Below are 21,720 nucleotides of genomic sequence, written 5' to 3' on the forward strand. Positions count from 1 at the left end.
CTCGCGACCCGGAACCGGCGCACGCTCTTTTGTTCCCGCCCGTCGTACAGACGAGTGACATGTACGACAGGATTCTCGTCCCGCTCGACGGGAGCGCCCCCGCCGACGAGGCGCTCGACCGCGCCATCGACCTCGCCGCGACGGCGGACGCGACGGTGTACGCACTCTACGTCGTCGACGAACGCGTCCTCCACGCGACCCAACTCGACGCCGGCGGCCTCGTCCGCGCCTACGAGGAGGAAGGCGAGCGCATCGTCTCCGAGGCCGTGGAGGCGGCCGACCCGGTCGGCGTCGAGGTCGTCACGGCCGTCGAACACGGCTCGCCGCACCGGGCGATTCTCCAGTACGCCGAGGAGGTCGACGCGGACCTCATCGTGATGGGCACCCACGGCCGCCGGGGCATCGAGCGCTACCTGCTCGGGAGCGTCACGGAGCGCGTGCTCCGGATGGCCGACGTGCCGGTGCTCACCATCCGAAGCGAGGACTCCCCCATCGAAGAGGAGGAGTCGCTGGACGCAGACGCGTAGTCACAGGACGACCGGAGCCGTCGAACCGGGTTGGAGTCGGTTAAGTAGTCCGCCGGGAAATCAGCCGGCATGCGCGCCTTCCGCGTCGCCTACGACGGACGCCCGTACCACGGGTTCCAGCGACAGCCGGACGTGCCGACCGTCGAGGACGCCCTCTTCGACGCCTGCCGCGCGCTCGGCGTCTGCGACGACGACGAGGAGCCGACCGACTACGCCGCCGCCGGGCGGACCGACGCGGGCGTCTCTGCGCTCGCCCAGACCGTCGCATTCGAGTGTCCCGACTGGTGTACGCCGCGGGCGCTGAACTCGGAGCTACCGGGGACGGTCCGAGCGTGGGCCGACGCCGACGCCCCCAACGACTTCCACGCCCGGCACCGACCGACCCGGCGCGAGTACGTCTACGACCTCCACGCCCCGAGCGACGGATTCGACGACGACCGGGCGCGAGACGCGTTCGACGCCTGCCGCGGCGAACACGACTTCCACAACCTCACCCCCGACGCCCACGGGACGGTCCGGGCCATCGACGGCGACCTGACCCGCGACGGCGACTTCCTCCTCGTCCGCGTCGAGTCCGGCGGCTTCGCCCGCGAACTCGTCCGCAGACTCGTCTCGCTCGTCCGCGCCGTGGGGTCGGGCGCGGCCCCGCCGTCGAAGGTGGACGACGTGCTCGGTCCCGACCACCTCGCTGGCCCCGAGGGCGTCCCGGCCGCGCCGCCGACCCCCCTGCTTCTCACGGCGGTCGACTACCCGAACGTCGAGTTCGACGTGGACTCGATGGCCGCCGAGAGCACCGCCGCGGCTTTCGGCGAGCAGGCCCTCGCGGACCGCATCGGCTGGCGCGTCGGCTCGCGCATCCGTGACGGGGTCGAGCGGGCGGGCGACCTCGGTGACGGGAACGCCGACGCCGCCGACGACGACGGCGGCGTCGGGGGGAGCCGCGGGGGCACAAGGAGTCAATAGCCCTCCGGAGCGGTTGGGGTCGCACATAGTAACGTTATCCTGGCCCGGGTGCGAACCTCCGACCATGTGCTACGACGCTGTCATCTTCGACAACGACGGCGTGCTGACGAAGCCGACGCTCCTCGAAGTCCAGCGGGAGGCGGTCAGACGGGCGTTCGCCGAGTTCGACGTCGAGCCGACGACCGAGACGGTCGACGGCGTCATCAACGGCGGACTCACGCGCCTGCGCCGCATCTGTGCGGTCCACGACGTGCCGGTCGACGACTTCTGGTCGCACCACGAGAGTCACGCCGCGGCGACCCAGCGCGCGTGTCTGGAAAACGGGACGAAGCCGCTGTACGACGACGTGGTCGCCCTCGACGACATCGACCACCCGCTGGCGGTCGTGAGCAACAACCAGCACGCGACCATCGAACACATCCTCGACGTGTTCGACATCGACGACCGCTTCGAGGTGGCCTACGGCCGCGACCCGACCGTCGAGGGCGCTCGGGTGAAGAAGCCGGACCCCCACTACATCGAGCGCGCGATGGGCGAACTCGGCGTCGACTCGGCGCTCTACGTCGGCGACAGCAACGTCGACGTGGTCGCGGCCGACCGCGCCGGCATCGACTCGGCGTTCATCCGCCGACCCCACCGCGACGGCTACCAGTTGGCCGCCGAGCCGACCTACGAACTCGACTCGCTGGACGAACTGCTCGCGGTGTGCTGACGGCCGGAGGAGCGACCCTCCGCCGCGGCCCCGTGCCACGCGCCCGCCGCAGCCCTACACCGCCTATCGACCAGTAGACACATCACGCGGCTCGCCGTCGGCTCACGCATGGACCGGTCCGCCGCGTGGGACGCCACCCTCCGCATCGTCTTCGGCCTGTTTATCATCGGAATCGGCAACGCCGTCGGCGGCTTCCTCGCCAGCACGACGGGCATCGCCGGCCTCGCGCTCTACCTCCTCGTCGCCGTCCCGACGTTCGTCTACGGGATGTACTACGTCGTCATCGGGGCCGGGATGGTCGTCGAAGCCGCGACGAAAAGCGCGCTGTCGAAGGCTGACCTGACGGTTGAGGTCGCAGACGGCGAGGCAAACGGGCGCGACGGCTCGGACGGCGACCGCGGCGACGACCCCAGCGGCGACCGGGCCGGCGGCTCCGAGCCGTCCGCGGACGACTGACCGGCGCTACTCCTACTCCCAGCCGTCGGGCCAGATGCCCGCGGCCTTCATCCCCGTCTCGAAGTCGGCGTCGCGGAACGCCGCCGCGAGTTCGTCGTCGTCGAGCCGCGGTATCTCACCGTCGGCGGCCGCCGCCGCGAGTTCGCGGACGATGAGCGCGGTCAGCATCCCGTGTTCGCGGACGTTTCTGTCGTCGACCTTGTCGCGGGTGTCGGCGTGGGTGTGGCCCCACCCGCGGCCGCGCTCGCCGCTCTCGCTCCTGAGTTGGAGCGCCGGGACGCCGGCGCGGACGAACGGCCACTGGTCGCTGAAGGGGTGCGGCTCGGGTTCGATTTCGACCGGGTGGCGCGTCTCGTTTCCGACCCGGATGGCCACCTCGGCGGTCGCCTCGGAGGTGTGGCTGTGGGCGACGAGGTCGCGGAACCGCCCCGCGCCGTCGACGTTGACGACGGCGGCGACCCGGTCGAGGTCGAGGCGGTCCGCGAGGTGCTCGGAGCCGGTCAGCCCGAGTTCTTCCGCGCCGACGCCGACGACGCGGACGCCGAGGTCGAGGTCCATCTCGGAGAGGAGTCGCGCCGCGGTGAGGACGACCGCGATGCCGCAGCCGTTGTCGAGCGCGCCCTCGGCGATGTCGTGGGCGTCGAAGTGGGCGCACAAGATGAGTTCGCGGTCGGTGTCGGGGCCGACGCGGCCCTCGACGTTCCGACTCTCGCCGGGCGTCGTCTCGGCGTCGACGGCGAGGGTCGCCTCGCCGCCGCGGGTCGCGTAGTCGGTCAACCACGACCCGGTCTCCGCGCTCACGCCGACCGCGGGAGCGGCGGCCTCCTCGTCGTAGCGGAGCGCCCCGGTCGGCGGGAGTTGCCCGGGGACGTGGTTGACGAAGACGAAGCCGACCGCCCCGGCGTCGATTGCGTAGTTGAACTTCTCCATCCGGTGGACGAACCGGCCGCCGGCGGGGGTCGTCGTGCTGGCGACGGCGAGCGCGCCGTCCACGTCGGCGGCGTCGATTTCGCTGGGCGTGCCGTAGCCGACATCCACGAGTGGGCCGGAGACGGTCGCCGGCGGGGCGTACGGGAGCGCGACGGCCTCGAAGCGCCGCTCGTCGGGGGCGGTGAGGTCGAGCGCCGTGTCGCCGCGAGTCCACCGGGCCATCTCGAAGGGGTCGAACTCGACGCGCTCGACGCCCGCGTCGGTCAAAGCGTCGGCGACGAGCGTGCTCGCGCGACGGTCGCCCGGCCCGCCGGCCATCCGGTCGCCGATGGCGGTCAGGTCGGTGAGGAACGCCCACGGGCGGTCGTCGACCCACGTCCGGGCGAACGCCTCGCGGACTGCGGGGGAGAGGTCGTCCATGGGGCTTCCACACGCCCGCCGGTCAAAGTGGTTTGCGCCGCCGGAACTCGCCGGGCGAGCCTCGCATCCGATTCCGGTGTCGGCTGGCGAAAATCGCCCATAACATCTAACTCAGTTGACGTGGTACGCACGACCGCCATGCCTACATGTCAGAACTGCAATTCTTTCGTCACGGAAGGCTACGTCAGGGTGTTCGCCCCGGAGGGCATGGACGCCCCCCGCGTCTGTCCGCACTGCGAGGATTTAGTCCGGGACGGCTCGCAGGTCCGAGAAGCGAGAGCGACCCGACACTAACCGCGACGCGACCGCCCTCCTCGACCCCGCTTCGCCCGTCGATTGATAAGGCTTACCACCCGCGCGTGCGTCGAATCACCCGACATGAGTTCGGTTCCCGAGCGGAGCGACATCGACGAGGAGTACAAGTGGGACCTCGACAGCATCTACGCCTCCGACGAGGAGTGGGAGGCGGCGTACGAGGACGTCGCAGAGCGCGTTCCCGAGCTGGCGAGCTACGAGGGCCGCGCCACCGAGGACCCCGAGACCCTCCTCGAACTCCTCGAGACGATGGAGTCGGTGCTCCGCGAGGTGTCGATGGTCGTCTCCTACGCGAACCTCCGCAGCAGCCAGGACACCCGGAACCAGGAGTACCAGGCGCAGGCCGGCCGCGCCGAGGCGCTGGCGTCGAAGGCCCGCAGCGCGGTCAGCTACCTCGACCCCGAACTGCAGGAACTCGGCCGCGACGGCGTCGCCGAGTTCGTCGAGGAAGAACCCGAACTCGACGCCTACGAGCACTACTTCGACGACGTGCTCCGGACGAAAGAACACACCCGCTCCGCGGAGGTCGAAGAGGTACTCGCCGACCTCTCTGACGTGACCGGCGCGTCCAGCGACATCTACTCCATGCTGGCCAACGCCGACCTCGAGTTCCCGACCGTCGAAAAGCCCGACGGGACGTCGGTCGAAATCACGCAGGGCAACTTCACGAAGCTCCAGAAGCACCCCGACCGCGAGTTCCGCCGGACCGTCCACGAGGAGTTCTACGACCGCTGGGCCGACGTGCGCAACGCCGTCGGTACCTCGCTGAAAAACAGCGTCAAGAAGGACGTGAAGACCGCGCGCATCCGCGACTACGAGACCGCCCGCGAGGCCGCCCTCGACGGCCCCAACGTCCCGGTCGAGGTGTACGACAACCTGCTCGACACCGTCCGCGACAACCTCGGGCACCTCCACCGCCACGCCGAGTTGAAGCGCGAGGCCATCGGCGCGGACGAACTCCGGATGTGGGACCTGTACGTGTCTCTCACCGGCGACCACGGCCCCGAGATTCCGTACGAGCAGGCGAAGGAGTACATCGTCGAGGCCGTCGAACCGCTCGGCGAGGCGTATCAAGAACGGATGGCCGAGGGGCTCGAAGACCGCTGGGTCGACGTGTACGAGAACCGCGGCAAGCGCTCCGGGGCGTACTCCGCGGGCACCTACGACACCCAGCCGTTCATCATGATGAACTACCAGGACGACGCGGCGTCGATGTTCACGCTCGCCCACGAACTGGGTCACTCGATGCACTCCGAACTCGCCAACGACGCCCAGCCGTGGCACGACGCGAGCTACGAGATTTTCACCGCCGAGGTCGCCTCCACGGTCAACGAGACGCTCCTGACCGAGTACCTCCTGGAGAACGTCGACGACGACGAACTCCGGACGCACGTCCTCGACGAGTACCTCGAACGGTTCCGCTCGACGCTGTTCCGCCAGACGATGTTCGCCGACTTCGAGCTCCAGATTCACGAGATAATCGAGGACGACGGCGCGCTCACGCCCGACCGCTTCGACGAGCTGTACGGCGACCTGAAGGCGGCGTACTACGAGCCCGCGGCGACCGACGACCGCATCGCCCGCGAGTGGATGCGTATTCCGCACTTCTACTACAACTACTACGTCTACCAGTACGCGACGGGTATCTCCGCGGCGGCGGCCATCGTCGAGCGCATCCGCGAGGAGGGCGAGTCCGCCGCTGCGGACTACCGCGAGGCGCTCGCGCTCGGCGGCAGCGAGTACCCACTCGACGTGCTCCGAACCGCCGGCGTCGACATGACCGAGCCCGAACCCATCGAGGACGCGATGTCGGTCTACGCGGAGTTCCTCGACGAGGCCGCGACGCTCCTCGACCTCGAATAACCCCAAGAGCCGCGGGCGGCCGCAACCGACCTGAGCGAGCGTGGCCTGCCCGGACGCGCTGTCGGTGCGGACGTCGGACTCGCCGGTGCCGTCGCGAACGTCTTCGGGCGCTCGGTCGCCCCCTGCCACCCGTCGGCGGCTGCCACGGGACGGAGGATGTTCGCCGCTTCCGGACTGCGACCGACTGCGCCGACGACGTGAGCGCACAGTGTCGCCCGCGCGGGGACGCGTCAGCAGTGTGGGCGAACTGCACGTCCCATTCGCGAGTTCCGAGGATTCTCGCATGAACACGGAGTGACGGTTATCGGCCGTGTCCGAATTTCGCACGGAACCGTGCGTCTGCCAGAACATTTGTGTGGTTGGATGAGTAACACGTTTCGGGGGGCTACCAGACGTGGCAGAAGAGTATCTAACGCTAACTTTGGACGAGGCGACGGGGGTCGACGAGGTGGTGCTCGGCTTTCGAAAAGACGGGGAGTTCTACGAGCTCATCAGTCTCGAGCCGCCGGTGGAGGCGGAAATCAGGCAGCGAGAAGACGACGCGACCGGTGAGGACGGCGAAGCGTAGCTTTACGTTCCGCGCGACTCGCCACCAGATTCGACGACTCCAGAGCCGTTGCACTCCGCACGAAGTTCGTCGCAGAAACGGGCTGGGAGGGACTTGAACCCCCGACCGTCTGGTTAAAAGCCAGACGCTCTGCCTAACTGAGCTACCAGCCCTCGGAGTTTCTTTAAATGGGGATACTGATAAGCGTTTATTTTCACAGCCCCCGCCTGCTTTGTACCCTGTTGCCGTCCCCCATAATATGGACCTGCGCGACTTCGCGGACACCCTGCTCCGGTTCGAGAGCGTCGCCCGCGCCGAGGCCCCGGCCCAGCAGTGGGTCAAAAACCGGCTACACGACTTCGGCTTCGACACCTACGAGTGGACCGCCGACCCGGCGCGCCTGGCCGAACACCCGTCGTTTCCCGACGACCCCGACGACATCGACGCGGCGAACCGCCCGAGCGTCGCCGGCGCGTTCGAGTTCGGCGACCCCGACGCGGGCCGGACGCTCGTCCTCAACGGCCACGTCGACGTGGTGCCCGCCGACAGGGAACTGTGGACCCACGACCCGTTTTTACCCGACTGGGACGACGACGCGGGCACCGTCAGCGCCCGCGGCGCGGCCGACATGAAAGCGGGGCTCGCGGCGTGCGTCTTCGCCGCGCTCGACCTCCGAGACGCCGTCGAGGCGGGCGACCTCGACCTCGACGGGCGAGTGGTCGTCGAGAGCGTCGTCGGCGAGGAGGAAGGCGGCATCGGGGCCGCGGCGGCCGCGCTCGACACCCCCTACCCGTTCGAGCGAGACGCCGCGCTCGTCGCCGAACCGACGCGGCTCAAGCCGGTCGTCGCCACCGAGGGCTCGGTCATGAAGCGACTCCGCCTGACCGGGCGGACGGCGCACGCGGCCTCGCGCTGGCGCGGAGTGGACGTCATCGAGAAGTTCGAGGCGATTCGCGGAGCGTTCTTCGACCTCGAATCGGAGCGGACCGACGCGGTCACCCACCCGCTTTTCGACTACCCGATTCCGTGGCCCGTCTGCGTCGGCCGCGTCGAGGCGGGGACGTGGGCGTCGAGCGTCGCGGGGACGCTCACCGCGGAGTGGCGACTCGGCGTCGCGCCGGGCGAGACGGTCGCCGAGGTCGAAGCCGCATTCGAGGAACGGCTGGCGCGCGTCGTCGCCGACGACGAATGGCTCTCGGCGCACCCGCCGGTGTTCGAGCGCTTTTCGGTGCAGTTCGAGCCGGCCGAAATCGACGCCGACGAACCGGTCGTGGAGTCGTTGCGCGGGGCGCTGCGGGCGGACGGCCGCGACGACGAACCGGTCGGCGTGACCTACGGGGCGGACTCGCGGCACTACGTCGAAGCGGGCATCCCGACGGTGCTGTTCGGACCGGGCGACATCGACCAGGCGCACTTCCCTGACGAGACCGTCGAGTGGGAAGAAGTCGGGGTCGCGCGGGACGTGATTCGGGAGACGGCGACGCGCTTTCTTCAGTCGAGGTAGTCGTCGAGGGCGTCCGCGACCACGTCGCCGGGGGCGGCGTCTTCGAGCGAGGCGCGGCGGCGGAGTTCGAGGTAGACGTCGGCCGGGAGCGTCACCTCGAGCGTGCCGATATCGACGCCGTGGGCCGAGAGCGCGTCCACGACGGGCGTGCCGTCGTTGACCTCGCTGGCGAGGCGACGGACCTCGCGGACGGTCAACCCGGCGTCGAGCGTGGCCCACGCGAGGTGGAGTCTGGCGTCGCCGGAGACGCGGGCGATGTGCTTTGCGGCCGTGGGAGCGATTCTACCGCGGGCGACGTGCCGGCGGACCGACTGCGGGAGGTCGTGGACGCGGGCCCACTTGCGGATGAAGGAGACGGACACGTCGCCGCCGGCGCGCTCGGCGGCGCGCTTGTAGGAGCCGACGCCGCGGACGAGCGCGGCGCAGGCGGCCGCGCCGCGGAGCATGAACACGTGGTCGTCGTCGCCGGCGGTGGACTCCGAAAACGAGCGGACCGTTCTGGCGGCCTCGGCGAGGCTGTCGGGGTCGGTGGGGTCGAAGCCGACGGCCTCGCGGGCGCGGTCGCCCGTGACGGCGGGGTCGCCGCGGACGACCGGTTCACCGACCGGTTCCCGTCGGTCGGCCGGGACCTCAGTCGTTCGTCGGCGTTCGTCGTTCGTCATCTACGAATCGGTAACGCGTTCTGGCTTAAAAACGTCCCCCCGAGAGGCGAGATTCGCGCGCGACCGGTCGCTGGGCGGCACACGGGCGAGCGGCTGGAGGCCGGCAAACGAGGGACGGCCGGGGCGGGGATACGCCGACGCCGACCGATTACGGGCGGGCGGTAGATGGTCAGCGGCCGGTCGACGGGCGGTTACTCCTCGCGGGACTCCGAGAGGTGCGACCAGATTTCGGTACAGCCCGCACCGTCTTCGAGGTCTTTGAGGTGAGCCGTGGGGTCTTCTTCGTCTACCTCAGTCGACGACTCGACCTCGGCGTCGGCCTCGCGGTCGCGTTCGGGTTCGAGTTCTGCCTCGCCGGTCATGCGTCGCCCTCCCGTGACGGTTCGAACAGCTCTGGGGCGACGTCGGCGGAGGCGTGTTGTCGGACGGCGGTGCGGTGGTCACTCATCACCACCACGTACCGGGCGGACCCGCATAAGGGAATCCGCACCTGTAATGTGTACCCCCACTCCCGGCTACCGGAACGGGTTGCCCCTACCTCTGACGGCCGATTTCGGCCACAATCGCACGACTACGCCGGAACGACCGCCGGAACGCGCGTCGCGCTCCCCCGCGGGGATTGCGGGCGCCGCCCCGCATAGGTAGCCGGAGCGCGGAGGGTGAGGTATGAGCGTCTCCCTACGCGTCCTCGACGACGGGGCGTGGGTCTCCGTGAACGACGCCAGAGAAGTGAGCGTGAGCGAACTCTGGCGGCTCGACGACCCGTCATTCTGTGGGTGCGAGCTTCCCGACTTCGTCGTCGAGAACGTCCTCGACGTCGGCGCGGACGGCAGAACCGTCTCCGCGAAGGTGTACGGCCAGTGCATCGCCTGCGGCCACGCGGGCGTGCCCGGCTGGGTTCCGGTCGGGAGGCTCCGCGAGGGCGAATTCGTCGATATCGACCGCGAGCGGGTTGTCCTCCCGGTTCGACGCGGCGACGACGATGAATAGGCAACATTCTCCGCTTTTGGGCAGCACCGGGAAGGGTTGACGGTACGCTCGGGGCCTTACGTGGGCACGTATATGGACATTCATACGAATGCCCACGGACGTCGAACGCTGGAAGTCGGAGGTCTACGGTAACGAGATACGAGAGCACCTGCTCGAATTCGCCGAGCAGGGCTGGGACACCATCCCGGAAGACGAGCGAGACGCCTGGTTCGAGCGCTTCAAATGGTGGGGCCTGTACCACCAGCGCAACGGCCAAGAGAGCTACTTCATGATGCGCATCGGGACGCCGAACGGCGTGCTGACGCCCGGCCAGACCGAAGTCGTCGCGGAAGTCGCCGACGAGTACGCCCGCGGCCCGGCCGAGAACCCCATCTTCGGCAACGGCTACGTCGACTGGACGACCCGCCAGTCGATTCAGCTCCACTGGATCAAACTGGAGGACATCCCGGAAATCTTCGAGAAGCTCGAATCGGTCGGTCTCTCGACGCAGCAGGCCTGCGGTGACTCGTGGCGGAACATCGTCGGCTGCCCCGTCGCCGGCAAGGACAAACACGAGCACGTCGACGCGCTCCCCGTCGCGATGGAGCTCAACGAGACGTTCAAAGGCAACGACGACCACTCGAACCTCCCGCGGAAGTGGAAGGTCTCCATCACCGGCTGCCGCGAGGGCTGCGGACAGGGCGACATCAACGACCTCGCGCTCGAACCCGCGACCAAGGAGATAGACGGCGAGGAGACGAAGGGCTTCAACATCCGCATCGGCGGCGGCCTCTCGCGGAACGAGCCGCGGCTCGCCCGCGACATCGACGTGTTCGTGACGCCCGAGCAGGCCGCCGAGGTCTCGGGAGCCATCTCCGCGCTGTTCCGCGAGAACGGCGACCGCGACAACCGCTACAACGCCCGCATCAAGTTCCTGATGGACGAGTGGGGCGCGGAGAAGTTCCGCAACGTCCTCCAGGAGGAGTTCGTCGACTTCGAACTGGAGACCGCCGGCGAAGACCTGCGCTCGGAGTACTCCTACAACTCCGGCTACGCCAACGGCGGCCACGCCGACCACGTCGGCATCCACGAGCAGGCCGACGGCAACTACTACGTCGGGCTCAACGTCCTCGTCGGCCGCATGGGCGTCGACGAGACGAAAGAGCTCGCCCGCGTCGCCGACGAGTACGGCTCCGGCGAGGTTCGCGTCACGCAGCGCCAGAACGTCATCATCACCGACGTGCCCGAAGAGAAGCTCGACGCGCTGCAGGACGAGGAACTCCTCGACCACTACTCGCCCGACCCGCACCCGTTCATGCGCGGCTCTATCGCCTGTACGGGCACCGAGTTCTGTTCGCTCTCCATCGTGGAGACGAAGAACCGGCAGGTCCGCTACGCCCGCTGGCTCAAGGAGAACGTCGAACTCCCCGCGGGCGTCGAGGACTTCCACATCCACCTCTCGGGCTGTACGGCCTCCTGCGCCCAGCCGCAGATTGCGGACATCAGCCTCCGGGGCATGAAGACCCGCAAGGACGGCGAGCCGGTCGAGGCGCTCGACATCGGTCTCGGCGGCGGTCTCGGCGAGAACCCCAACTTCGCCGAGTGGGTCACCCAGCGCGTCCCCGTCGACGAGGTGCCGGGTGCCATCAAGAACCTGCTCGCGAACTTCGAAGCGCGCCGCGAGGGCGACGAGACGTTCCGCGAGTTCGTCGCCCGGACGGACGAGGAAGACCTCGCCGAACTGGTCGAACCCGAAGAGACCAGCTACGAGGACCCGATGATGCACAACACGAAGCGCACGTGGTACCCCTACGCGGAAGACGACTCGATGGACGCGAGTCCCGCGCCGACCCACGGTGACGGCACGCCCATCACGAGCGACGACTGAGCGGGCCCGTCTCGGGACCGATCCGCGTCGGTGACGACTCGCCGCCGCGCTACCTATTTACGACGACGCCGATACTCAATCACAGATGCCAGACCGAATCCTGAAGGTCAACGCCTACACGACGCTGGACCTCGTCGACGCGTCGGCGACGGGTCACGACTTCGAGGAGTCGGCGTTCGCGGTGTGCAACGTCACCTCGCCGCGGAAGCACCCCGACGAGATTACCCTCGAACTCGAACTCGACTGGACGCAGCTCGACGCGCTCCCGCCGCACGCCGACAAACTGACGCTGTCGCCCGAGGAGGCTCGAACCCTCGCGGCCGACCTCGAAAAGCACGCCGACCGCGTCGAAGCCGAACAGCGCGACTGACCGCGGCCCCCCGATTTTCGACGACCGTTCGACGCCCCGAGCGGCGCGACCGCCCGCGCGAGCCCGACGGTTCGTGGCAACACCACCCATGAGAACTTCTATCCCGATTTAGTCAACGAATCGTGTGAATCTGTGTCTCGAATGCTCGAATTGTGTTGCAACAAGCCCAATCGTTAGACATATGCCTTCGGAAGTCGCAGGATGTGTTGTGATACAGACGACGCCCTTACGCCGTCCACGCACCGAGCGTCGACCGCACTCCACCTCCCGCGCCCACCCGGCGAATCGAACGCCGGCCACAGCGCGGGGGGTGGTGGCGTGAGCCGTCACCGGACCCTCGTCCTCTTCGTCGCGGCCGCGGTGCTGTTCGGCACCTCCTTCGTCGGCATCAAGGCCGCCATCGGCTCGGTCCCGCCGGTGCTCTTTGCGGCCTTCCGCGTCGACGTCGCCGCCGTCGTCCTCCTGACGCTCGTCGCCGTCCGCGGCGGCTACTGGCTCCCGCGGACCCGCGCGGACGCGCTCGGCATCCTCGCCAGCGCCGCGTTCGTCCTCGGGGCGAACAACGTGTTCCTGTTCCTCGGCCAGCAGCACGCGACGACGGGCGCGGCGGCCGTCATGTACAGCATCATGCCCGTGGCCTCCCCGGTGTTCGCCGTCTTGCTCCTCGACGACGCGCGCATCTCCGCGGTCGACGCCGCCGGCATCCTGCTCGGACTCGTCGGCGTCGTCGTCATCGTCGGCCCCGAGAGCGTCCTCGGCGGCGGGAGCGTCGGACAGGCGCTCATCGTCTGTTCGGCGCTGTCGGTCGCCTTCGGGACTGTGCTGCTCAAGCGCGTTGGCCCCTCTATCGGAACGCTCCCGCAGACCGCGTGGGCGATGGCGGCCGCCGCCGTCGGCATCCACGCCGCCAGCCTCGGTCTCGGCGAATCAATCGCGCAGGTCGCGTGGTCGCCGGAACTCGTCGCCGCGATTCTCTACGTCGGCATGCCCGCGACCGCCGCGGCCTACCCGGTCTACTTCGCGCTCCTCGCGGAGGCCGGCCCGGTCCGCGGCAACCTCGTCGCCTACGCGATGCCTGTCGTCGCCACCGTCACCGGCTGGGCGTTCCTCGGTGAGTCCGTCTCGCCGGCGACCGTCCTCGGCTTCGGGGTCATCCTCTCGGGGTTCATCTTGGTCCAGCGCGACAGCGTGGCCCGGGTGGTCGGCCTGCGGGGAAGCGTCCCCGCGGAAGCTGAATAAGCGAAGAGAACAGCATAGAACAGAACTCGAAACGCGGACCGATTTCAGGCCGCGACCCGCCGCCGGACCGCGACGGCGACCGACACCAGCGTCTCCTTTTTCATCGCCGCGAAGCCGAAGAAGATGGCTCCGAAGCCGACGAGCGCCGTCGTGTCGATGACGTGTCCGAGGAGCGCCCAGCTCATGAGCGCCGCGACCACGGGCTCGACGTAGCCGATGAGGTTGAGTTCGGTCGGCCCGAGGCGGTCTAAGAGTTCGAAGTAGAGGAGGAACGCCACCGCGCCGGAGACGAGCGTCAGGTAGAGGAACGACGCGATGCCGGCGGGGGCGAACTCGATGGTCGAAAGCGACTCGCCGCGGACGAGTGCCCAGCCGTGAAGCAGGACACCGCCACCGAGCATCGACCACGCCTGCATCGACTGGACCGGGAGGTCGCTCCGGAGCGGGCGGGTGAGGACCGCACCGAGGGCGAACGACACCGCCGCGAGGAAGATGAGGACGATGCCGAGTCCCTGCGCCGACCCGGAGGACCCCGAGAACGCCGAGACCGGGTCGGCGACGAGCACGGCACCGGCGAAACCGGCGAACAGGCCGAGCGTCCCGGTCTTCCCCAGTGACCCCTCGGTGAGGATGGCCGAGGCGAAGACCGCAGTCAGGATGGGCGAGAGGCTGATGATGATAGAGGCCACCGCGCCGGGGACGTGTTCCTGTCCGAGGTAGAGCAGGCCGTGGTAGGCGGCGATGATGAACACCGCGCCGATGGCCGTCGCGAGCAGTTCGTCTCTGGTCTCGGGTCGCCAGCGGTCGGTGGAGTAGCAGGCGTACACCAGCATCACGAGCCCCGCGAGTTCGTAGCGGAGCGCGGCGAAAGAGAGCGTCGGGAAGAACTCCAAGCCGACCTCGATGGCGACGAACGAGGTGCCCCACATCGCCGCGAGCGCGACGAAAAGCAGGGGCGTCGTCGGAATGTTTCTCCAAGTGGTTCGCGTCATGGTCGAATCTGTTTCAGTTCTCAGAGACACATCTTGTTAAATCCTTCTACAAGAGATTGGGTTTGAATTGAATTTTAGAGGAACGATTCGTGGTTTTGCTGTTCTAAAGTTTCTATAATTCGTGATGATTCGAGAGCTCGAGAGAGGTGGCGAAAACGGCGGACAGAACAAGGACTTACGTCACCGACCGCAACGAGAGGGTATGGACGAACGCGACGTGCGCCTGTTGAAGGCCATCGCGGACCTCGGGACGGGCAGTCCCGAGAAGCTACACGAAGCGACAGACATCCCTGTGTCGACCATCCACTACCGCCTGAACAACCTGAAGGACGACGGCGTCATCGAGAACGACCTCTACGACATCGACCTAGAGGCGTTCGGACTCGGCGTCACCGTGGTCGTGGAGGTGCTGGCGGACTACAGCGGGTCGTACGAGGAAGTCGGGAACAAACTGCTGGAGATAGAGGGCGTCACGCAGCTCTACTTCACCATGGGCGAGACGGACTTCATCGTCGTCGCCCACCTCGCGGACTCCGACCGCGTGGAGCGCCTCATCAGCGACTTCGAGGCGACGCCGGAGGTCGAGCGGACGAACTCGACGTTCGTCATCTCCGCGATGCGCGACAGCCACCGGGCGCTCCAGAGCTACACGCTGGAGACGCTCCTCGACGAGCTCGGCATCGAGGACTGAGAATCGGCCGGGGACGTATCACGGTTCGTCGCGTACTATCGACCATGTCGAACGACGTGCGAACGTGGCTGGTCGAACGGACCTACTCGGACGACGAACAGAACATCATCATCCTCGTGTACGCGACCACCGACGGGACGCGCTACCACCGCAAAGAGCGCTCGCTGACGAGTTTCGAGTCCGACGTGCGCGACACCTACGCCGCCGTCGACGTGCCCGAGGACGAACTGGGCCGCGTCTCCGACGAGGAGACGAGAGCGGCGTACGCGGCCGCCGCGACCGAGATGGCCGAGTCGCACGAGCCGACCGACACGGTCTGAGAGCGTCGCGGTCGGCTCAGTCCGCCGACGCGAGCGGGAGCGAGACGACGACGACCGTGCCGGTCGGCTCGTTGTCCTCGAAGTGAATCTCGCCGCCGAACGAGTCGACCAGTTGGTGGACGAGGTAGAGTCCGAGGCCGGTGCCGGTACTCTCCAGTCCCTTTTCGCCCTTCCCGAAGACGACCGACTTCCGCGCGTCGGGGATACCCGAACCGTCGTCGGCGATGCGGATGACCGCCATGTCGGCGTCGTCGTCCACGGTCGCCGAGACGGTGACGACGGTGCTGCCGTCGTTGTGCTGGACGGCGTTGTTGAAGAGGTTACCGAGCACCGACGCGATGAGCGGGTTCGCGCGCACCGCCACGTCGGGTATCTCGCCGTCGACCTCGAACGTCGCGTGCGGGAACGCCTCGCGGCGGACCGCGAGTTCGCGCTCGACGGCGTTCACGAGCGACATCGGGCGCGTCTCGACGCCGCCGCCGCTCATCGTCTCCATCAGGTCGCGGGCGACCTCGGTTATCTCGATGGTGTGGCGACCCGTCGAGAGGATGCGCGAGAGGATGTCCGCGCCCTCTCCGTCGACGTGTTCTCGGAGTAGCTCCGCCCAGCCGACGACGACGGCCATGTCGTTTCGGATGTCGTGGCGGACGATTCGGTTGAGCGCCTCCAGTTCGGCGTTCGTCCGTTCGAGTTCGCGCTCGCGGGTGCGGCGGGCGGTCACGTCCTGAATCGTCCCTCTGAGCGCCGCCACGCGCCCGTCGCGGATGACGGGCTCGCCGCGGGTGCGGACCCACAGCTCAGACCCCTCCGCGGTCACCAGTCGGTACTCGTCTTCCCACGGGATGCCCTCGGACCGACAGCGGTCCAACAGCTCGCGGACCCGGTCTCGCTCCTCGGCGGCGTAGAACTCGATGGCGTCGTCGACGTTCGGCTCGTAGTCGAGCGGCACCTCGTGGATGCGCTTGGTCTGGTCGGTCCACGCCAGCGTGTCGGTCGTGAGGTCGAGCTCCCAGCCGCCGACCTTCGAGATGCGCTGGGTGCGTTCGAGGAAGTCACGGCTCCGTTCGAGTTCGTCCTCGCGCGCCTTCTGCTCGGAGAGGCTCTGGAAGACGATGACGTTGCGGTCGCCTTCGAGGGACGTGATGGAGAACCGAACCGGGACGAGCTCGTCGTCGGGCCGGCGAATCGCCACCTCGCCCTGCCACTTGCCGTCGGCTTCGAGCGCGGGCGGAATCGTCTCTCTGAGCCGTTCGAGCTCCGACTCGTCGTGGAGGTGATTCCAGCCCGTCCCGAGCATCGACTCGGGGTCCGAGTAGCCGCAGATGTCGGCCGCGGTCTCGTTGACGTACGTGTGCCGGTCGTTCTCGGTGATGGTGACGCCGGCGTCGACGGCGTCGACCGCGCCCTTGAACGCCTCGAGGTCGCGTTCGCGCCGGCGCTCTTCGGTCACGTCCTCGACCGTCGAGATGAGTCGGTCCCGCCCCGATATCTCGGCGACGGTGAGGCTGACGCGAATCCAGACGGTGTCGCCCGACGCGTTCTCGATGGGCCACGTGAAGACGGACCCGCCCTCCTCGCGGGCGGTCTCGACCTCGTCGAGGGCGCGTTCGTCGTCGTAGCCGGGGAGGTCCGCGGTCACGTGCGTCGGACTCGTGTCGATGACCGCCGCGCGGCCGACGCCGAGGATGTCCAGGTAGTGCTGATTGATGTCGACGAGTTCGAGCGTTTCGAGGTTTCGAACCGCGAGACCGACGTTGACGGCCTCGAAGAGCGCGCGGTGGTCGAGCGAGCCGACGGTGTTCCGGGCGGCGTCGTAGACGACGCGGCCGAGGTTGTCGAGGTCGTGTTCGTCGGGGGCGGGCCGCTCGAACGAGACGAGCGGAACGCCGTCGACCCGCAGCTTCGAGACGAGCGGCTGACCCTCCGAGTCCGTGATCCCAGTGGAGACGACGAGACAGTCGATACGAGCGCGTTCGAGTTCCGCGTGGACCGCGTCGAGGTCGTCGACGGCCGAGACGCGGACGTCGGTCGTCGCGTCGCCGATCGAATCGGGGAGCTCGGTCGCGAGACGCTCGCGAACGGCGGCGTCCTCGCTGACGACGAGGACAGTCAACCGACCAGGCATACCGGCGAGAAGAGAGCGAGGTTCAAGTATGAACCGACAGCTGTCGGTTCGGAATCACGAGCCGCGGTCCGACCGACCGTCGGACTCGCCCGCGTCGAAGATTCCAAAGTTCGGGCGAGGAGAAACCGACGAAATCGAACCTTCATCCCCCGTCGGACCCGAAGCGTCGAAGCGACAATCGACCTAAACGTGGAGCGCGTACTGACACCTGTGGGGCGGACACCACCGCCTCGGTGAACACCATGACGACGACAAACGACTCGACGCGACTCGCGGGCATCGTCCTGCTCGCGCTGGCCGCGCTGTTCGCGCTCCCCGTCCTCTTCGGGATGGCCGGCCTCGGCGGCGGCATGCCGATGGGGTGGGGCGGCGGCTGGATGCACGACACGTGGATGCACGGCGGAACCGGCGGGACCGTCCCGTGGTGGATGTGGGGGATGGGACTGTTCGGCCAACTGCTCGTCCTCGCGGCCGTCGTCGGCGGCGGCGTCCTCCTGTTCCGCGCCCTGCGCGGCGGGAGCGACGACGCGCTCGACGAACTCCGCCGGGCCTACGCCCGCGGTGACATCGACGACGAGGAGTTCGACCGCCGCCGCGAGCGACTCGAACGCGACTGACGCGTCGAAACTCGGGACAGTCGCCGCGTTGCAGGCGAAACGAAGGGGTTCGGCCGGATAGCGGTCGGCGAAAGGCGGTCGGCGAGAAGCGGTCCCGGGGAGTCGGCGCGCGGCCGCCTCCGTCGGAGAGAGTGCGCGCGCCGACCGCAACGACTATAATTATTTAGGCCAACCTAAAACCATGAGTTCGGATTCATCCGATGGGTCGTTCGGTTCGTTCCTCGGTCGCTTTCGGTCGCGGCGAACGCGACTTCGCGTGTCCGCGTGCGTCGCCGCGAGCCGGTCGATAGCGGTCCCGGAGACGGACGACGAGCGCGACTGAGCGCCGGAGACCGGCGACGTCGGGTCGCTCCGCGCTGGTCGCCGCGCGCCTCAGACCTCGACCGTCGCTCCGATTTCTGGAGCCGCGGCCTCGTAGCCGTCGGCCCGGAGTTCCTCGGCGAACGTCGCACAGCGGTCGCCGTGGTTCACGAACACCGGCGCGCCGCGGTAGTCGTCGAGAAACGACAGGAGCCCGTGCCGGTCGGCGTGGGCGGAGAAGTCGTACATCTCGGCGCGGGCGGCCACGGGGACGACCCCGCCGTTGAGTTCGCACCGGCCGCGCTCGACCAGTTCTCTGCCCGGCGTCCCCTCGACCTGATAGCCGGTGAGACAGATTTTGTTCGTCGGGTCTCGCCGAATCTCGGAGATGTACGTCATCGCCGGCCCGCCCGAGAGCATCCCGCTCGTCGTCACGATGACCGAGTTCTGCCGGGCGATGCGCTTTCGCTGACCGTCTCGACCCGAGACGATTCGCGCGTTCGACTTCGCCCGCTTGAGCGCCGCGGCGTCGCGGACGTAGTCGGGGTGGTTCCGGAGCATCCGCAGCACGCGCGTCCCCATGCCGTCGACGTAGCAGTCGATGTCGTGGGCGTCGAGCACCATGAGAATCTCCTGGGTCCGGCCGATGGCGAACGCGGGGACGACGACGGTGCCGCCCTCCCAGACGGTCGTCCGCACCGACTCCACGAAGCGCTCTTCGACGGTCGCGCGGTCGTCGTGTTCCACGTCGGAGTAGGTGGACTCGCAGATGACCACGTCGGCGTCCGGGCGGTCGGTCGTGCCCGAGACCAACCGCTGGTCGTCGGTGTGGAAGTCGGCGCTGTAGAGCAGACGCGTCTCCCCGTCGTCGACGAGGACGTGGGCGCTGCCGGGGATGTGCCCGGCGTTGTAGAACGTGACCTCGTGGCCGGCGGCCTCGAACGGCTCGCCGTAGTCGTGGTGTTCCGACTGCTGGGTCATCCGCCGGACGTGCGTCTCGGTGAACGGGCAGTTGTAGCTCCCGCCGTGGAGTTTGAGCGTGTCGCGCGCGAGCGTCCGGGCGAGTTCGTCGGTCGGCGGCGTCCAATGGACCGCCGGCCAGTCGTCGCCAGAGAGGAGCGAGGGGACCGTCCCGACGTGGTCGAGGTGGCCGTGCGAGACGACGACGGCGTCGGGGTCGACGGAGCCGACGGGGAACTGCGGGGGGTTCCCGGTCAGCATCCCGTAATCGAGCAGCAGCGAGTCGTTGACGAGAATCGCGCTGCGCCCGACCTCCTCGGCCCCGCCGAGGAACTGGAGTTTCATTGCCGGCAGTACCGACCGGAGGGGCTTTTGCTCGTCGGTCCCGCCGCACTCGACGCTTTTCACGCCGGCCGCCGTCTCCCGAGGTGTGACCGGCTCCGACCCCGAATCCGACCGCGGTGGCGACGACCTCGAACCAGACACCGAGGCCGACCGCGACGACCTCGACCGACTGGTGACGACGCTCCACGACCGACTCGCCGCGACGGCGACCCGCCCCGTCCGCGAGGAGGCGAGCCGGTGGCTCGGCGAGGCGGAGGCCGTCGCGGGCGACCTCGCGGTCGGCCCGCTCCCGGACGACGAGGTGGTTCGGAGGCGACTCGGCCACGTCGAACACCTGCTGTCGAACGTCGGCGAAACCGAAGACGAGGCGGCGGACGAACACGTCGCGTCGGCGCGGGCGGCGCTGGCCGACGCGCTGGCGACGCTCGGTGACGGCGGCGGCGAGTGAGTTTGGGGAGACAAAGAGAGGCGAGACGGGAACCGCGAGAGATACACAGCGAAGCGCGGGGACCGAAAGAAACGCGCGCGCTTCCCGGCGCTCAGTTCGAGAACCACTCCCTCGCGGTCGAGGCGAGGATGGAGAGGTCTTCGAACTTGAGCATGCGGAACATGGCGAGGGGACTGCCGCCGTTGGCGGCGTCCAACTGCTCGTTGGGGAGGCGATGGAGGTCTTCGAGCAGTTTGTCGTAGCGCTCGTTGGAGGCGCGGTAGAGCATCTCCGTCATGAACAGACGGTTTTTGACCTTCGGCGCGACGCGCTCGTGCCACAGTTGGTCGTAGATGGCGAGTTCGGACGCGGAGGTGTCGCGCTCGGAGTTCGTGAGCGCGCGGTCGGCGGTCGCCGCCGCGACCCGGCCCGAGCGCATGCACTTGTCGATGCCCTCGCCCCACAGCGGGTCGACGGTCGGCACCGTGTCGCCGATGGCCATGAAGTTGTCCGTGCTCATGCGGCCCGGAAGCTGGATGTGTGCGGAGCCGCGGTGCTGTTTGCCCGCGATGCGCTCCGCGTTCGCGAAGCGCGGGTCGGTGTCGAGCCAGTACTGGAGGTAGTCGTCGATGGTGTAGCCCGACTTGGCGTTGTGGCGGTGTCCCTCGTTTTGGATGTAGCAGACGCCGACCTTCGCGGTGTCGCCGCCGGTGTGGAATATCCACGAGTAGCCGCCGGGCGCGATGTCGTGGTCGAGCCGAAGCATCATCGCGTCGGTGAGGTCGCCGTAGCCCTCGGGCGCGAGGTCCATGCCCTCGAACTCGAACTCGATGCCGATAGCCTGCTTCTGTCGGTTGAGGTCGCACACGTCGAGGGCCTTGGCGAGCGGCGCGCTCGGTCCGGTCGCGTCGATGACGATGTCGGCGTACACTTCCTTGTCGCCGTTGTACCGGACGCCGACGATTTCGCCGCCCTCCATGATCGGCTTGGAGACGCGCGCGTCGAAGCGGTACTCCGCGCCGTCGGCTTCCGCCTCGTCGACGAGCCAGTTCTTGAAGTCCGCGAACTCGAGGACCGCACCGGGCTGGTGCCGGTAGTAATGGTGGTTCGGGGACTCCAAGACGACATCGTCGGTGAAGTTCATCACGACCTCGTCGGGGATGTTGAACGAGGCCATCGCCGACGGGAACGTCCCGGCGGTCGACTTGTTGCTTCTGGAGGGGAACTCGTCTTCGGACTCGGTTTCGAGGACGCACACGTCGTAGCCTCGGGCGGCGAGGTCTCGTGCCGCCTGTCCACCTGCAGGGCCCGCGCCTGCGATAATCACGTCGTAGTTGTCTGTCATTGTAGAGTAGGCATCACCGGTAGGGTTGGTCGTACGCGTTACACACCCTTTCTGTAACAAGCGTGTAATCTGCTTTGGTTTTGAACGGTCGGAAATACGGGGGCGTTCGACGTATCCCGACCGCTCAAAGGCGACAGATACGGCGGAGAGACGGCGGACGATGGAGGGCGCGACACGTCGCTCGACACGGGGAGAGACGGTGGCAAACGCGGCCACGGCGCGGCTAAAACTCG

At 68.1% G+C, this 21,720-nt stretch carries 23 protein-coding genes and 1 tRNA gene; 16 read left to right on the forward strand and 8 right to left on the reverse strand.

The window, feature by feature from the left end; genetic code table 11:
* The first annotated feature begins 59 nt into the window (after nt 1–59).
* The 4 genes from C5C07_RS14760 (at nt 60) to C5C07_RS14775 (ending at nt 2,658) form a co-directional block, all read left to right on the forward strand.
* Complete coding sequence (locus tag C5C07_RS14760) at nt 60–527, forward strand: universal stress protein (protein ID WP_115805376.1); 468 nt, start codon at nt 60–62, stop codon at nt 525–527.
* A gap of 69 nt (nt 528–596) precedes the next feature.
* Complete coding sequence (gene truA, locus C5C07_RS14765; protein ID WP_115805377.1) at nt 597–1,490, forward strand: tRNA pseudouridine(38-40) synthase TruA; 894 nt, start codon at nt 597–599, stop codon at nt 1,488–1,490.
* Nucleotides 1,491–1,554: 64 nt separating this feature from the next.
* Nucleotides 1,555–2,202 (forward strand): HAD family hydrolase, encoded by a 648-nt coding sequence (locus C5C07_RS14770; RefSeq protein WP_004976428.1) that lies wholly within the window; start codon nt 1,555–1,557, stop codon nt 2,200–2,202.
* Nucleotides 2,203–2,310: 108 nt separating this feature from the next.
* Nucleotides 2,311–2,658 carry a hypothetical protein gene (locus tag C5C07_RS14775; RefSeq protein WP_115805378.1) on the forward strand — a complete coding sequence of 116 codons (348 nt, stop codon included), beginning with the start codon at nt 2,311–2,313 and terminating at the stop codon, nt 2,656–2,658.
* Between the two features lie 12 nt (nt 2,659–2,670).
* Here C5C07_RS14775 and C5C07_RS14780 read toward each other — a convergent pair whose 3' ends face one another.
* On the reverse strand, nt 2,671–4,008 hold the full coding sequence (locus C5C07_RS14780; RefSeq protein WP_115805379.1) for a M28 family metallopeptidase: 1,338 nt from the start codon (nt 4,006–4,008) through the stop codon (nt 2,671–2,673).
* Between the two features lie 378 nt (nt 4,009–4,386).
* Here C5C07_RS14780 and pepF point away from each other — a divergent pair, with 378 nt between their 5' ends.
* Nucleotides 4,387–6,186, forward strand: a complete 1,800-nt coding sequence (gene pepF / locus C5C07_RS14785) for an oligoendopeptidase F (RefSeq protein ID WP_004976432.1) — start codon at nt 4,387–4,389, stop codon at nt 6,184–6,186.
* A 394-nt stretch (nt 6,187–6,580) separates the two neighbouring features.
* Nucleotides 6,581–6,754: a hypothetical protein gene (locus tag C5C07_RS21325; RefSeq protein WP_158546588.1), complete on the forward strand. Its 174-nt coding sequence runs from the start codon at nt 6,581–6,583 to the stop codon at nt 6,752–6,754.
* A gap of 78 nt (nt 6,755–6,832) precedes the next feature.
* Here the strand turns inward: C5C07_RS21325 and C5C07_RS14790 are convergent.
* Nucleotides 6,833–6,906, reverse strand: a tRNA-Lys gene (locus C5C07_RS14790).
* An 86-nt stretch (nt 6,907–6,992) separates the two neighbouring features.
* Here C5C07_RS14790 and C5C07_RS14795 point away from each other — a divergent pair.
* Nucleotides 6,993–8,237 (forward strand): M20/M25/M40 family metallo-hydrolase, encoded by a 1,245-nt coding sequence (locus tag C5C07_RS14795; protein WP_004976433.1) that lies wholly within the window; start codon nt 6,993–6,995, stop codon nt 8,235–8,237.
* Here the strand turns inward: C5C07_RS14795 and C5C07_RS14800 are convergent.
* Both C5C07_RS14800 and C5C07_RS21765 read right to left on the reverse strand, forming a co-directional pair.
* Nucleotides 8,225–8,899 carry a hypothetical protein gene (locus C5C07_RS14800; RefSeq protein ID WP_004976434.1) on the reverse strand — a complete coding sequence of 225 codons (675 nt, stop codon included), beginning with the start codon at nt 8,897–8,899 and terminating at the stop codon, nt 8,225–8,227. The genes C5C07_RS14795 and C5C07_RS14800 overlap by 13 nt on opposite strands.
* Nucleotides 8,900–9,090: 191 nt before the next feature.
* A complete protein-coding gene (locus C5C07_RS21765; protein WP_004976435.1) occupies nt 9,091–9,261 on the reverse strand; it encodes a hypothetical protein in 171 nt (56 codons plus the stop codon).
* Nucleotides 9,262–9,565: 304 nt separating this feature from the next.
* Here C5C07_RS21765 and C5C07_RS14805 point away from each other — a divergent pair, with 304 nt between their 5' ends.
* The 4 genes from C5C07_RS14805 to C5C07_RS14820 all read left to right on the forward strand — a co-directional run bounded on the left by C5C07_RS14805 (nt 9,566) and on the right by C5C07_RS14820 (nt 13,365).
* On the forward strand, nt 9,566–9,889 hold the full coding sequence (locus C5C07_RS14805; RefSeq protein ID WP_004976436.1) for a hypothetical protein: 324 nt from the start codon (nt 9,566–9,568) through the stop codon (nt 9,887–9,889).
* A gap of 88 nt (nt 9,890–9,977) precedes the next feature.
* Entirely contained in the window at nt 9,978–11,756 is a 1,779-nt protein-coding gene (locus C5C07_RS14810; protein ID WP_050459232.1) for a nitrite/sulfite reductase, read from the forward strand.
* 85 nt (nt 11,757–11,841) lie between these two features.
* The gene (locus C5C07_RS14815) at nt 11,842–12,126 is read left to right on the forward strand and encodes a DUF6360 family protein (protein ID WP_004976438.1); all 285 of its coding nucleotides are present in this window, start codon (nt 11,842–11,844) and stop codon (nt 12,124–12,126) included.
* Between the two features lie 318 nt (nt 12,127–12,444).
* Complete coding sequence (locus C5C07_RS14820; RefSeq protein ID WP_004976439.1) at nt 12,445–13,365, forward strand: DMT family transporter; 921 nt, start codon at nt 12,445–12,447, stop codon at nt 13,363–13,365.
* A gap of 44 nt (nt 13,366–13,409) precedes the next feature.
* Here the strand turns inward: C5C07_RS14820 and C5C07_RS14825 are convergent, their stop codons facing one another.
* Nucleotides 13,410–14,357, reverse strand: coding sequence for a DMT family transporter (locus C5C07_RS14825; RefSeq protein WP_115805380.1), 948 nt, complete (start codon nt 14,355–14,357; stop codon nt 13,410–13,412).
* A gap of 202 nt (nt 14,358–14,559) precedes the next feature.
* On the opposite strand from C5C07_RS14825, the gene C5C07_RS14830 reads away from it, so the two are divergent.
* A complete protein-coding gene (locus tag C5C07_RS14830) occupies nt 14,560–15,048 on the forward strand; it encodes an Lrp/AsnC family transcriptional regulator (RefSeq protein ID WP_004976442.1) in 489 nt (162 codons plus the stop codon).
* A gap of 44 nt (nt 15,049–15,092) precedes the next feature.
* Entirely contained in the window at nt 15,093–15,368 is a 276-nt protein-coding gene (locus tag C5C07_RS14835; protein ID WP_004976443.1) for a hypothetical protein, read from the forward strand.
* Nucleotides 15,369–15,384: 16 nt separating this feature from the next.
* Here the strand turns inward: C5C07_RS14835 and C5C07_RS14840 are convergent, their stop codons facing one another.
* On the reverse strand, nt 15,385–17,493 hold the full coding sequence (locus C5C07_RS14840; RefSeq protein ID WP_049905173.1) for a PAS domain-containing sensor histidine kinase: 2,109 nt from the start codon (nt 17,491–17,493) through the stop codon (nt 15,385–15,387).
* A 242-nt stretch (nt 17,494–17,735) separates the two neighbouring features.
* Between C5C07_RS14840 and C5C07_RS14845 the strand changes: the two genes are divergently transcribed.
* The gene (locus C5C07_RS14845) at nt 17,736–18,110 is read left to right on the forward strand and encodes an SHOCT domain-containing protein (protein ID WP_004976445.1); all 375 of its coding nucleotides are present in this window, start codon (nt 17,736–17,738) and stop codon (nt 18,108–18,110) included.
* Between the two features lie 181 nt (nt 18,111–18,291).
* Nucleotides 18,292–18,432 carry a hypothetical protein gene (locus tag C5C07_RS21770; protein WP_004976446.1) on the forward strand — a complete coding sequence of 47 codons (141 nt, stop codon included), beginning with the start codon at nt 18,292–18,294 and terminating at the stop codon, nt 18,430–18,432.
* A 50-nt stretch (nt 18,433–18,482) separates the two neighbouring features.
* On the opposite strand, the gene C5C07_RS14850 is transcribed toward C5C07_RS21770, so the two are convergent.
* The gene (locus C5C07_RS14850) at nt 18,483–19,715 is read right to left on the reverse strand and encodes an MBL fold metallo-hydrolase (protein ID WP_115805381.1); all 1,233 of its coding nucleotides are present in this window, start codon (nt 19,713–19,715) and stop codon (nt 18,483–18,485) included.
* An 85-nt stretch (nt 19,716–19,800) separates the two neighbouring features.
* Between C5C07_RS14850 and C5C07_RS14855 the strand changes: the two genes are divergently transcribed.
* The gene (locus C5C07_RS14855) at nt 19,801–20,163 is read left to right on the forward strand and encodes a hypothetical protein (RefSeq protein WP_004976448.1); all 363 of its coding nucleotides are present in this window, start codon (nt 19,801–19,803) and stop codon (nt 20,161–20,163) included.
* A gap of 91 nt (nt 20,164–20,254) precedes the next feature.
* Here C5C07_RS14855 and C5C07_RS14860 read toward each other — a convergent pair whose 3' ends face one another.
* The gene (locus C5C07_RS14860; protein ID WP_004976449.1) at nt 20,255–21,487 is read right to left on the reverse strand and encodes a digeranylgeranylglycerophospholipid reductase; all 1,233 of its coding nucleotides are present in this window, start codon (nt 21,485–21,487) and stop codon (nt 20,255–20,257) included.
* Nucleotides 21,488–21,720: the final 233 nt, after the last annotated feature.

The organism is Haloferax sp. Atlit-4N (assembly GCF_003383025.1).
GTDB lineage: Archaea > Halobacteriota > Halobacteria > Halobacteriales > Haloferacaceae > Haloferax > Haloferax gibbonsii.